The sequence below is a fragment of the Paenibacillus sp. FSL R5-0378 genome (assembly GCF_038009285.1).
Lineage (GTDB): Bacteria > Bacillota > Bacilli > Paenibacillales > Paenibacillaceae > Paenibacillus_AQ > Paenibacillus_AQ favisporus.
Window position 1 is genome coordinate 5,242,343 of sequence record NZ_JBBPAY010000001.1, and the last position, 12,454, is coordinate 5,254,796.

General features: G+C 54.4%; 12 protein-coding genes. 2 read left to right on the forward strand and 10 right to left on the reverse strand.

The features are described 5' to 3' along the window. Positions 1-34: 34 nt before the first annotated feature. Both MKY74_RS24220 and MKY74_RS24225 read right to left on the reverse strand, forming a co-directional pair. A complete protein-coding gene (locus MKY74_RS24220; protein ID WP_076171420.1) occupies positions 35-922 on the reverse strand; it encodes a carbohydrate ABC transporter permease in 888 nt (295 codons plus the stop codon). A 30-nt stretch (positions 923-952) separates the two neighbouring features. Then, entirely contained in the window at positions 953-1,942 is a 990-nt protein-coding gene (locus MKY74_RS24225; protein WP_076171418.1) for an ABC transporter permease, read from the reverse strand. A 410-nt stretch (positions 1,943-2,352) separates the two neighbouring features. Between MKY74_RS24225 and MKY74_RS24230 the strand changes: the two genes are divergently transcribed. Further along, complete coding sequence (locus MKY74_RS24230; RefSeq protein WP_076171783.1) at positions 2,353-4,692, forward strand: helix-turn-helix transcriptional regulator; 2,340 nt, start codon at positions 2,353-2,355, stop codon at positions 4,690-4,692. A 156-nt stretch (positions 4,693-4,848) separates the two neighbouring features. Here MKY74_RS24230 and MKY74_RS24235 read toward each other — a convergent pair whose 3' ends face one another. Both MKY74_RS24235 and MKY74_RS24240 read right to left on the reverse strand, forming a co-directional pair. Then, positions 4,849-5,739, reverse strand: a complete 891-nt coding sequence (locus MKY74_RS24235; RefSeq protein ID WP_076171415.1) for an aldo/keto reductase — start codon at positions 5,737-5,739, stop codon at positions 4,849-4,851. Positions 5,740-5,938: 199 nt separating this feature from the next. Beyond that, positions 5,939-6,427, reverse strand: a complete 489-nt coding sequence (locus MKY74_RS24240) for a GNAT family N-acetyltransferase (protein WP_076171413.1) — start codon at positions 6,425-6,427, stop codon at positions 5,939-5,941. A gap of 186 nt (positions 6,428-6,613) precedes the next feature. Between MKY74_RS24240 and xerS the strand changes: the two genes are divergently transcribed. Next, complete coding sequence (gene xerS / locus MKY74_RS24245) at positions 6,614-7,696, forward strand: tyrosine recombinase XerS (protein ID WP_076171780.1); 1,083 nt, start codon at positions 6,614-6,616, stop codon at positions 7,694-7,696. A 97-nt stretch (positions 7,697-7,793) separates the two neighbouring features. Here xerS and mobB read toward each other — a convergent pair whose 3' ends face one another. The 6 genes from mobB to MKY74_RS24275 form a co-directional block, all read right to left on the reverse strand. Continuing rightward, positions 7,794-8,333 carry a molybdopterin-guanine dinucleotide biosynthesis protein B gene (mobB, locus tag MKY74_RS24250; protein WP_076171411.1) on the reverse strand — a complete coding sequence of 180 codons (540 nt, stop codon included), beginning with the start codon at positions 8,331-8,333 and terminating at the stop codon, positions 7,794-7,796. Beyond that, the gene (locus tag MKY74_RS24255; RefSeq protein ID WP_076171409.1) at positions 8,330-9,604 is read right to left on the reverse strand and encodes a molybdopterin molybdotransferase MoeA; all 1,275 of its coding nucleotides are present in this window, start codon (positions 9,602-9,604) and stop codon (positions 8,330-8,332) included. Before MKY74_RS24255 ends, mobB begins: the two co-directional genes overlap by 4 nt. Before the next feature lie 129 nt (positions 9,605-9,733). After that, a complete protein-coding gene (locus MKY74_RS24260; protein ID WP_076171407.1) occupies positions 9,734-10,495 on the reverse strand; it encodes a DUF4247 domain-containing protein in 762 nt (253 codons plus the stop codon). A 14-nt stretch (positions 10,496-10,509) separates the two neighbouring features. Beyond that, positions 10,510-11,016 carry a DUF4178 domain-containing protein gene (locus tag MKY74_RS24265; protein ID WP_076171405.1) on the reverse strand — a complete coding sequence of 169 codons (507 nt, stop codon included), beginning with the start codon at positions 11,014-11,016 and terminating at the stop codon, positions 10,510-10,512. A 49-nt stretch (positions 11,017-11,065) separates the two neighbouring features. Next, complete coding sequence (locus MKY74_RS24270) at positions 11,066-11,470, reverse strand: DUF350 domain-containing protein (protein WP_076171403.1); 405 nt, start codon at positions 11,468-11,470, stop codon at positions 11,066-11,068. 110 nt (positions 11,471-11,580) lie between these two features. Continuing rightward, positions 11,581-12,249 (reverse strand): PspA/IM30 family protein, encoded by a 669-nt coding sequence (locus MKY74_RS24275; RefSeq protein ID WP_076171401.1) that lies wholly within the window; start codon positions 12,247-12,249, stop codon positions 11,581-11,583. Between the last annotated feature and the right edge of the window lie 205 nt (positions 12,250-12,454).

Here is a 12,454-nt window from a genome sequence, read left to right on the forward strand (position 1 = left end):
ATAACCTCCTTTGGATTTACCCTGTACTATATCTTCATTCCTTGACCGAGCCCACCATCGCCCCTTTGGCGAAGTGCTTCTGGAGGAACGGATATACGAGCATAATCGGAACCGTCGCAATGACCACGGCGGCCATTTTGAGCGTCTCCGTCGGCATCTGCCGGTTCATGGTAACGCTGATATTGGCGTTCTCGCCGCCGCCCATCGTCGTCGGATCGACGAGCATATTTTGCAGGAGCACCTGCAGCGGCCATTTGTTCTGCTCATTCATGAACATGATCGCGTTGAAATAGGTGTTCCAGTACCCCACCGCAAAAAACAGCCCGAAAGCGACCACCGCCGGCAGCGACAACGGAATGATAATCCGCCAGAACACGCTGATTTCGGTGCAGCCGTCGATCCGCGCGGCCTCTTCCAGGCTGTCCGGGATGCTGTCGAAAAAGCCTTTCATCAGCAGCACGTACCAGCCGCTCGTCAGCGACGGCAAAATCAGCGACCAGACGCTGTCGATCAGGCCGAGGTTTCGGACCACCATGTACAGCGGCACAAGTCCCGGCGTAAACAAAAATGTAATCAGGATCATGACCATCATCGTCTTGCGGAACCGGAGCCGGCGGACCGAGATGGCATAGGCCAGTCCCCCGGTCACCAGCAAGCTCAGCAGCGTGCCCACGGTCGCCAGAAACAGGCTGATCAGCACCGAATTGACGAACAAGCCGTTGCCGAGCAGATAGCGGTACGCGTCCAGCGACCAGTGATGCGGCCACAAAATCAAATCCCTCGTATAATACTCCGTCGGGTCCGTAAACGAAAGCACAATCGTATAATAAATCGGAAACACCATGGCCAGGCTGAACAAAATCAGCAGCCCGCCGTTGGACAGGCTGAACAGGCGGTCTTTCCAGGTCAGGGACAGTTCCATCCGCTGCAACTCTCCTTTCGAAGTTTTACCTTAATACAAGCTGTCTTGACCCAGGCGTTTAGCCGCCTTGTTCGCAAGGACGACCAGGACGACGCCGACGACCGATTTGAACAGGCCGATGGCCGTGCTGTAGCTGAACTCGCCTTGGCGGATGCCGACCCGGTATACATAGGTATCGAACACTTCGGCCACCTCCGTTACCGCCGCGTTCATCATCAGGTACACCTGCTCGAAGCCGGTATCCATAATCGTGCCGAGGCGCAAAATGAACAGGATCATAATGACATTGCGCATCGCGGGCAGCGTAATATGCCACATTCGGCGGAACCGCCCGGCACCGTCCATGACAGCTGCTTCATACTGCTGGGGATCGACGCCCGCGATCGCCGCGAGGAAGATGATCGTGCCCCACCCTACTTCCTTCCAAATGGACTGAACCGTCAGCATGCCCCAGAAATAATGCGGATTCGATAAAATATCGACGGTGCTCCTCCCGCTTGCCTCCAGCAGCTTGTTGATCAGCCCTTCTGACTGGGAGAACATCAAGTACGTCAGCCCGTAAATCAGCACCCAGGACAGAAAATGCGGAATATAGATCAGCGACTGAACCGACCGCTTCATGATCTGATTTCTCACTTCGTTCATCATCAGGGCCAGAATAATCGGAGCCGGGAAGAAGAACACCAGATTCATCAGACTGATGCCCAGCGTATTGCGGAGCAGCATCCAGAAATCGGGGTTGGAGAAAAAGCGGACAAAGTGCTCAAATCCGACCCACTTGCTGCCCATGATCCCAAGGTAAGGGGAATAATCCTGGAAGCCAATGACCAGATTCGTAATGGGGATGTACTTAAAAATAATGAAAAACAGCAGCCCCGGCATGGCCAGTAAATACAAATACTTGTCGCGCCGAAGATCCGGCCACAGCCTCCGCTTCTTCAGCGTGATCTCCCTTAGCGGAGCAGATTTCCCCGGGGCGGATCGCCCCTCGGACTGCCCGCCCATCGATGTTTCGCTCATCGCGCTCCCTCTCTTTCTTCAAAAATGTCGGTCCCCTGCTAGCTAGTCCGCGGCAATCGGGATGGCTGGCCGCTGCCCGGGTTGATATCCATCCGGTGGTTGTGAGCCTGCCGCCCTGCGGCCGCTTATGTGAATCATGTTAGGGGGCCGCCGGATTTCCGGCAATTCGATTTTCTTTCCCGTCAGAACAGGCGCCACACCCTTGGTCATGTCCAATTCTTTAAGCGAAGCTGCTGAGGAAGCTTTCGATCAATCATTTCCGCGTGTCCGTTTCTGGGGATTGCACTTTTTTGACTGGCGGAAATTCATGGGTTACAGGTCTATTCAACCCCGCTGCCGTTCGTTATGATAGACATACTATCGTCATGATCAAGATTCAGGGCGGAAGCAAACAAGCGGGAGTGGATACCATGTTGAGAGACTACTTGGCGAAAAGGTTCGCATCGAAAGGGACCGTATACTGGAGAAGCATCGCGCTTGCGATCCTGCTGACCTGTATTCCGATCACGATCGTCAGCTGCATTGGCGGGTATGTCGGCAACCGGTACCTGATCCAGCAGTATCAGCAAAATAACGAGATCATGCTGCGGGAATCGGTGCGCAGAATCGACGGCCAGTTCGCCCAGCTGGTACAGTACGCCCTGCACATGATGGCCAACCCCATCTTTAAGCCTGCGATCGCTGACATGAACTATGTCGATGAGTTCGAAAAGACCCAGGAACTGCTGGACACGATGTCGCTGATCGAAAACGGGGAATCGCTGATCGATCAGGCTTATTTGTACATACCGAAGCAGAATGTGCTGCTGCAGCCGGTCCTCGGCCTGCGCACGCTGGACGATCCGGCGGATCGTGCCGTTTGGAACAGTCTCATGAACGGGGATAAGGGTATTTTCTGGACGAATCATCTCACCCGGCCGTTTGGACGCAGCGGCTCCAAGCATGCGATCGTCATGAAGCTGCCTTTTAACGGCCAAACCTCTTACGGGGCGCTCGTCCTGTACGTCAACCCGGCCATGCTCCAATTGAACGTGACCCCCGACCAGGCCGCCTATGTTCTCGATGGCAGCGACGTGGTCATTGGTCAGTCGGATGCCGCCAAGTCGTATCCCGAGCTGCTGCCACGGATCATGGAACAGCTCGGCTCGACCAAGCGCACGTATGACAGCCAGTCGCGCTTTCAAATCCGTGCGGATCATGAGCAGTTCCTCATGAATGCGGTTTCTTTTGAGAAAATGAACCGGATCTGGACCTTTGTGACGGGTACCCCGTCATCCAAAGTCACCGCGCCCAACAGTGCCTATACGCATGTGGTGGTCGTCTACTGGGTTCTGTCTCTCATCGCCGCGCTCGGGCTGAGCTGGTTTGCGTCCAACCGCTTCTACCAGCCGTTCCGCAAAGTGATGGATCTGGTCAGGGACGGCAAAACGGATGAAGACGCCGACCCGTCCGACGAAATGGCCTACATTGAGGCAAAATGGCAGCAGTACCGGTTCGCCAACGAGTCGCTGCAGAGCCGGCTGGATCAATCCACTCCCAAAGTCAGGGAAGCGCTGATCAACCAGTTTGTGCTGGGACAAGCCGCCCATTTATCGGAGACGGAAATGATCGAAAAGCTTCGCGCCCTGCAGCTCGACGTGACAGGCTGCCTGTTTTCGGTCGTGGTCTGCCAGCTGCACGGACTTGACGGTCACAAGGCCCCCCTGACAGAAAAGGACAGCCAGCTCATCACCTACGCGGCCATCAACATCGTCGGCGAAATGTCGGAGGCGTCGGCAACCTATGTGCATACGCTTGATTTGCTCGACGGTTCGATTGCCGCGGTGCTGATATTTCCTGAAACCTCCGCCATGGATGCGCGGGATGAACTGCTTCGGCTTGGCAGGGATATGCTCCGTGCGCTGGAGCATGTGCTGCGCATGCCGTCAACGATCGTCGTGAACGGCCCGGCGTCGCTGTGGATGGACATTCCTTATCTGCTGGAACAGTCGCGCAAAGCGCTCAGCTACCGCACGTTTACGTCGGAGAGCCAGCTGCTGGATGCAACCGCCGTGCTGGAGCAGGCGAATCCCGAAGTCGATTTTCCGTACGATCTGGAGCAGGAATTTACGCATACACTGAACCTCGGGCTGGAACGCGAGGCAGCGGACATCCTGGAGCGGTTCGTGACCGCGCTGAAAAATGAAGGCGCGCCGGAATGGGTCGTCCACCAGGGACTGATGCGCCTGAAGAGCAGCCTGTACCGGTCCATGCTGCAGTCGGGACATAACCCGTACGCCCTCTTTGACGGCGTCCAGCTGGAAGAAGAACTGAGGACGCTGAGGGACGCTGAGGCGTGTATCCAGTGGTTCGGCAAACGGGTAATTCGGCCGTACATCGACATGCTGTCCAAGAGCTACCAGCATGCCATGAAGGATATCGTCGATCAGGTGCTGGCAACCATTCACGACAATTACATGTGTGATATCTCCCTCGAGACGTTCGCCATGGAAGCCGGAGTCAGCGTGTCGCATCTCAGCAAGGCGTTCCGCCAAATGACCGGCTCGAATTACATTGATTATTTAACGGCGCTCAAAATCGGCCGCTGCAAAAAGCTTCTGCTGACGACCGACCTCAAAATGAACGAAATCGCCAAATCGGTAGGCTATCAGCCGCCGTATTTCAACCGGATGTTTAAAAAGCTTGAGGGGATGACGCCAGGGCAGTACCGTCTTCAATTTAGCGAAACGAAGCTCGGAAAGGCCGAATAAAGGGTGGTTCTCCCGGTCTCCGTGCATGCAAAAAAGGCTCCCTTCCGGAACTTGAAGTGTTCCAAGGGAGCCTTCTCTATCGGGCAATTCATTAAGGTTAATTGCGCTTCGTCATGAGCCATTTAGCCCCGGAACGCCTTACGTCAAGCCGATCTCTTACGTCAGACCCACCCAATCCCGCGGGGCCACTTCCTTCCAGCGCGCCCGGATCTCTTGGTACTTATCATGACTCAGGCTCGTGCTTGCAAGCATCTCAGCGTTCTGCGACCAGCGCCCCGGCTTGTTCGTTCCCACGATCGCGGTATCCACCCCGGGTGTATCCAGCGTAAAATGAAGGGCATCCGCCACCGCCTGCTCGTTGTCCCGCAGAAAGTCATACTGCAGCTCCTTCAGCCGCTGCCAGTATTTATACGGGTAGGCGTTCTCGGGGAGCTTGTCGTAAGTCCAGGCTACGTTGGCGATCGGCCGCTTGGCGATGATCCCCATTCCCCGCTTGCGCGCTTCGGGCAGCGTCAGGTCGATCACTTCCTGGTCGGCGATATTGAGCGACACCATCAAGCTGTCAAACACGCCGATTTGCACCGCATACAATGCGTCAATCGAATCGCCGCTGTATCCGATAAACCGCGTCTTTCCCTGCTGCTTGGCCTTTTGCAGCACTTCGATCACCGCGCCCTGTCTCAGCACATCCTCCGAGCAGCTGTGCAGATGGATGCAGTCGACATAATCGGTCTGCAGCCGCTTCAGGCTGCGGTCGATGCTTTTCTCCAGCAGCTCAGGGTCCCAATCTTTATAATCCAAGCCGGAAGCATGTCCACACTTGGTGAATAAATAATATTCGCTGCGGCGGTTCGCCATCGTTTTGCCGATCAGCTCCTCGCTGTCGCCGTAGCACTCCGCTGTATCGATCATGTTCAGGCCCGCATCAAGCGCGCTGCCCAGCAGCTGCTCGACTTTGGAAAGGTCCGTTTCCTTGCCGATCTCCGCGCCGCCAAAGCCCAAAATACTCACTTCCATGCCTGTCTTGCCGAATGCCCGTCTTTCCATAATGAAATCCTCCCTGGTTTCATAATTGGATACGTTCATAGTTCATAGATACGAAGTGACTTTTACGCAGTATATGAGATGTTTACCCAAAACGGAGGGCCGCCAAACCGCTGGCATGGACGGTTCTTCCTCCCCGGCCCGCTCCGATTCAAGAAATGCTCGCTTCCCAGTCAACGAGAGCCTATGTATTCAGTTCCATTTATAAACTGCTAAAATATTGGCTGATATTGCCATACTGCGGGTGAACCTTTTCCGAATACCGCTCGTTCGTGTAGCTGCCGATCACTTTCCGCCAGAAGGCCTGAGCCGGCAGATTGTTTTTGATCTGGGTCACTTTCCATCTGCCCTTGAACCGATCGAACAGCGACTGCGCAGCCCAGGTTCCCATGCCGGTGCGGCGGTATTTTTGCATAATAAAAAACTCCGTCATGTAAAAGTCGCCTTCGATCGGGTCGTACAGCCGGTCCACCAGCGCAAAACCGGCCGGCACCTTATCGTACGAAATCAAAAAAGCATGCTTGCCGGTTCCCCTGCGCCAGTACTCGTCGATTCCCGGGTACTCGGGAAATTTGCCGTTATCGTCCACCACGATATCCTGGTAGCGGGAAAAATCGTACATATACAGCTGCATCAAATTGTAGATCACTTGCCTGCGCTTGTGCGGAACCAGGTCCAGCCTGAACTCCATTAACTTCACCTTCCTATTTTCCTGTTCACGATCCTAAACTTCATTTCCACTATATAACTTTGTCAACGGACGGGCAAGGTTATACACGGACGGATTTACTGACATATACGTAATTGAAGCGGACATCTGTTCGCCCATTGTGTTAATATAAAAAGATACGAAGAAAAGGAAAGATGAGGGATGACGATGAACGTTCAAAAGGAACAAGACCGGAAAAAGCTCGACGACAAAGTGCTGACCATGCCTTGGTACGTCCAGCAATTTATCGATTACAAGCTGCCTGATCTGTCGCCGTCCACTTTGCTTGAATATATCCGGGATTACGAAACGTTCTTCAACTGGCTCCGTGCCGAAGGATTGTCCGCTGCGCCGGACAACGGCAAGGTAACGCTGGAAGAGCTGGAGGTGCTGCGGATGGAAGACGTCGTCAGCTACCGCTTGTATTTAACGACCCGCCGGGAGAGTGCCAACTCCAAAATTACCGTCTCCCGCAAGCTTTCTTCCATGCGCTCCCTGTTTCATTACTTAAGCCAAATTGCCGAGGATGACAACTTTTATCCGCTCCTGAAGCGCAACATTATGGCGAAGGTGGAGATCAAACGGATCCACAAACCGAAAGACACGGCCGCCAAACTAAAAGGAAAGATCCTCGAGGAAGACGAGCTGCTGGAGTTTATCGGTTATATTATGGACGGCTATGCCAAGGATGTCGCCAATAACAAGCAGGCGCTCTACGCCCATGAGCTGAATAAGGAACGCGATGCCTGCATTGCCAGCCTGATTTTGAATTCGGGGCTTCGGGTGTCCGAGGTCGTTAACCTGAATGTCGATGATCTGGACATGAACAACAAGATGCTGTATGTGTACCGGAAAGGCAATAACGACGAGACGTTCAAGACCCCGGTCTATTTCCGCGAGCAGGCAAGGGATGATTTGGCCCAGTACCTTACCCTGCGTCAGTCCAGATACAAGGTGCCCAAGCGGGAAAAAGCGCTGTTTGCAGCGCTTCCGAACGGGCATCAGGAAGGCGGACGCATGACCAAGCGGGCGATCCAGGCGATGATCATCAAGTATGCCAAGCGCTTCGGCAAGCCTTATCTCACCGTACATAAGCTCCGGCATTCCTTTGCCACCGACTATTATTTGCAAAACGATATTTACAAAACGAAGGAACAGCTCGGCCACGCCTCAACCGAAACGACGGAGGTGTACGCCCATCTCACGGACAAAACGATGTCCGAGGCGATTGAGCGTAGGCTTGAACCGTAACGGCTTTAGGCGAGGTCACAATAAAAAACAGCACTGCCGCATCCGGTATATTCAGGATGGGCGTGCTGTTTTTTATTGCAAAACGGTTAGTTTCCGTTCATTCCGTCGTACCGTGCTTACTATGGTGAAGCAGCCATTCTGTGATCCGGCCGGTGTCATTGACGCCAAATACCGGAACGGAACCCGGATGCACATCCATGTTCCCCTTCACCTTGTCATCGGTAAGCCAGGAGACGATCGCATTCACGGATGTTAATTCGGAAACGAGCGAATGTTCTTCCTGGCTGCGGACCATCACGAGTTTGGGGTACTCCGCCTGCTTGAAGCCCTCCACTAAAATCATGTCGTATGCGGAAAACCGCCCGATGAGCTCGTCCAGCCCGGTTTCCGCTTCCTCGATCACGGCCGTACGCTGCAAGGACACTAGGGCGACTGCACCTGCTCCCGATTTCCGGTGCCGGTACGAGTCCGTTCCCGGATGATCGATGTCGAAATCGTGAGCGTCATGCTTAATCACCGCTGTCCGTATGCCTTTGACCGCAAGCCTCTCGACGAGACTGCAGACGAGCGTCGTCTTGCCGCTGTTCTTATACCCGACGATTTGCCATACGGGCGGTTTCACATCTTGCCGGCTCATCTCGATCCCTCTTTAAGCAGCAAAATTTGCACCTTGGATCCGGCCGGTGTGACTGCCTTGGCGGGCGGAATGACGATCAGGCAATCGCTGTCCTTGATCGTCACCATGACGCTCGATTCGTCCACCGCTGCCGGAACGGCATACACCAATCCATCGCGGACTTCCATTCTTCCGCGAACGTAGCGGGTAAAGGCGTTCACCTTCGTATAGTCGACGTCTAGGACGGCTGTCCACTCCTTAAGGTAGGCATCCTTTCTTCCCATCATGCCCTGGATTGTCGGCCGGACGAACAGCTCAAAGCCGACGAAGCAGGCGCCGGGATTGCCCGACAGCGCAAAGAGCAGTTTGCCGTCTTTTACGGCCGCCGTCGTGACGCTGCCGGGACGCATGGCGATTTTGTTATACAGCATCTCCACCCCGCCGCCGCGGACGAGGTCGCCCATAATGTCGTAGTCGCCGACTGACACACCGCCGCTGGTCACGACGGCATCATATTCCCGGAGAGCCGACTCGACCCGTGCTTGTGCCAGCTGCAAATCGTCCATAATGGCTTCCAAGATAAAGGGCTCGCCCCCCGCTTCCCGCACCTGGGCCGCGAGCATGTACGTGTTGCTGTTGCGGATTTTCCCCGGCTGAAGCGGCTCTTCGACAGACAGCAGCTCCGACCCCGTCGAGAAAATCGCGATCCGCGGCTTGCGGTACACCGGGACACGGTGAATGCCGAACGTCGCCAGCACCGAGATTTCCCCGGCCGAAATCCGGGTCCCCGGGCTCAGCAGCAGCTGTCCTTCCTGAACCTCCAGGCCGATCGGGGTTATGTTTTGCCCCTCCTGGATTTTTCGCTTCAGTCCAACCCGGGCACGTCCGTCCTTTTCCTGCTGCTCCGTCATTTCCAGCATGACGACGGCGTCCGCGCCGTCCGGCACTTCGGCGCCCGTCATGATCCGCGCAGCCGTCCCCGGACGGATCACTTGGCTGGACACGCTGCCGCAAGGAATCTCGTCAATGACTTCCAGCCAGACCGGATCGTCCGAGCTGCAAGAAGCCGTGTCAGCAGACCGAATCGCGTACCCGTCCATTCCGGAGCGGCGGAACCGCGGAAACGGATGCGGGGCGGTAACGGGCTCGGCCAGAAAGCGTTCGACGCTCTCCGCCAGCGGTACCGTTTCTACAGCGCCTGCCTCTACATACCCGGCGATCAGCCTTTGGGCATCCTTGACCTGCATCGGTTTCCGGTGAAATTTATCGTAATCGGTTCGTGTCTGATCCATTATGTATCATCCTTCCGTTGCTGAATGTCTCCACTGTCTATCATGACACAAAAAAACGCACGAATCCATGCTTCGTGCGTTTTCGTCCGCCGTGAACACGGCATCAGGTTATTCGCTTGCGGCCAGCCGTCACCTGCGCCTTGTGATCTTGCCAGATCCGACACGGGTTTTCGGCTTCGTATACGACCGCTTCGGTGCATCAAACAGGCCGGAGCCGCTGCTGCCGCCCCTTGAAATGCTGCCCCTGCTCGGAGTCTTGGTATCTTTCTTCCGGTCAAAAATGCTGCCTCCGGAACCGACGCTCGGATTCGTGTCGCTGTTTTTGCCGCGGCGGAGAATCGAGCCCTTCTTCTCAACCGTCAGCGGCGGCGCCACTTTTTTATCGTTGGTCGTCGGCTTGTGGTACGTTCCCTGCTTCGGCTGATAAATGTCTCTGCTCGTATACCCCCGGTAAGAGCCTCCCCCGCCGAACGAATCAAAGAGTTGTCCGATGAGCGCGGCCGTCAGATAGCCCTGGAGAAAGCTTGAATCGTAATTCCGCTGCACATACTGCTGCGAGTCGATTTCGATCAGCGTATCGCTTGGCTTGGCGGTATCTTTCTGCAGATGGTACCATTCGTTACCGTACACCAGGAACATCCGGTCGGCATCTTCCGGCGACATCTGGTCGGGCTTCTTCTCGTCCGTCAGCTCCTTCGCAACCTCGGGAACCGTCTTGTCTGCGGCCCTGTACACATACGACGTAGCGTTACCGTCACGGTTCACCGACTCCAGCGGATAGGTCTCCTTGACGTTTGGCGAGCCGATGCCGCATCCGGTCAGCAGAGACAGCACAAGGCTGGCGACAAGCAGAAGCTTCAGGCCGAGAAACCTGCTTCTCTTCTTACCCATCATGTGCCCCACCTCTAATTGGCCCGGATGACTTTCACATCACCTGGGATTACTTTCTCTCCTTCATACAGCATAAAGCGTCCGTTCTGCCACTCGATCCGCAGCAGATGGTAATCGTCGGATTGGTACTGCCATACATGCTGCTCTCCCCCTTGCGTAAACGGGGTTTTGCCTTGAATCAACACATGACCGATGTATTCTTCTTCCATATAGTAAACCCGGTCGTCCAGGTCGATCTCGGTCGGTACTTCTGCAGGATTGTCAAGCCGGCCGTCGATCGGAGCGTACAATTCATACTCCACGGTCTCGCGCTCTTCAATATGAAGGTAAGCGATCGTGTTCCCGTCCCGGAGCGTGAGCAGAACGGCGTTTCTTCCGCGGTTGTGCACGCGTCCGATGACTTCGTACGTGACCAGCGATACCTCGCAAATATCTCCCGGCATCAGCGCCAGCATGCTTTTCTCCGGTTTCGGCGGTTCCGGCTTGGCAAACAGGTTGCCTATTCTTTTAAATACACTCATATGCTATAACTCCTTAGGTAATCAAACTTTAATATATATTGGGGTCGTGCTACAGGCAGGCGGTAATGATGAGGGCGCCCACCAAATGGATCGTACCGGCAAACAGGCCGTAACCCACTTTGCCCTGCTGTGTACCTGTATCCAGGTCAAGCTTTGCCCACCATCTCATCAAGACGCGCACGATCGCTTCCAGCACGAGTAAGATCAAGAAGGAGACGATCGATACGACAAGCGCTTCCAGCAGGTTATTCGAGGTCCGAATCGAAACGGACAGAATGTAACCCTGGGACAGCAGCTTGATGACCAGGCGCGAGGTGACCGCCATGTTGCCTGCCTTCACTTCTTCAAAATCTTTGTACTTGGTAAACAGCGAATCCACAAACATCAAAATAAAGAGCAGGATCGCCCCGGAACCTGTCCATACCAGAATCCCTTTAATGATATTAAAATCCATCTACCTTAGCCTCCACATCTTCTCAACGTCTCACTCATACATAATAAAAGCGAAGGAGAAATATGACAAATGTTCCCCTTCGCTATTCATCATACCCGGTTTATGGCAGATTATTTGTTCTCGTACTGCTTCATGAGCGCTGCCAGCTCATCTTCAACTTCTTTGTCCTTGCCGAGCTGTTCGAACTCATCGTCGAGCGATTTGCCTTTGGCGGACATTTCGTTGCTGGCCTCGGCTTGCGCCTCCATCTGCAGCATCTTCTCTTCCATCCGCTTCATGCCGTTCGTCGCAGAATCGGTGCTGAAGCCGTTCATCGCCTTGTTGATTTCGGTTTGCGCTTTGGCCGCATTATAGCGGGCTACCAGCGTCTCTCTTTTGTTCTTCATTTCGGTGAGCTGCTTGCGCATTTCCTCAAGCTTGGCACGGAGATTGTCGGCCGAAGCCTTGTTCTGGTCGTAGCTTGCTTTGTATTCGTTCATTTTCTGCTCAGCCGATTTTTTCTCTTCCAGCGCACGGCGGGCCAGCTCAATGTTCTGTGCCTGGGCTGCGGTGTGTGCCTGCTGGGTACGCTTCTCAACGAGCGCCTGCTGCTCTTCGTACAGCTGCTTGAATTTTTTCTCGATGGCGATTTGAGCGGCTACAGCCTTCTCCGCGTCTTCCAAATCTTCGGTCATATCGCGGATGTATTGGTCCGTCATCTTGATCGGGTCTTCTGCCTTATCAATAATCGCATTAATATTGGACATTGTTAAATCGCGCAGTCTTTTGAAAATAGCCATGGTTTCTTGTTCCTCCTGAAAGGTTAATGTGTTCTTCTTGATACTCTTTTACGCAGCAGTTTTAGGACCGTTTCAAAAATCGCCAAAATTTTTTCGGCGTTTGTTCATCTTCCATAATATAGCAGTAAGGAGCCTTCATTCAAGGGTATGTTTACCGTTTAAAAAACGCGGGAGCCGATCCTACGGATCTGACTCCAGCGTTTTG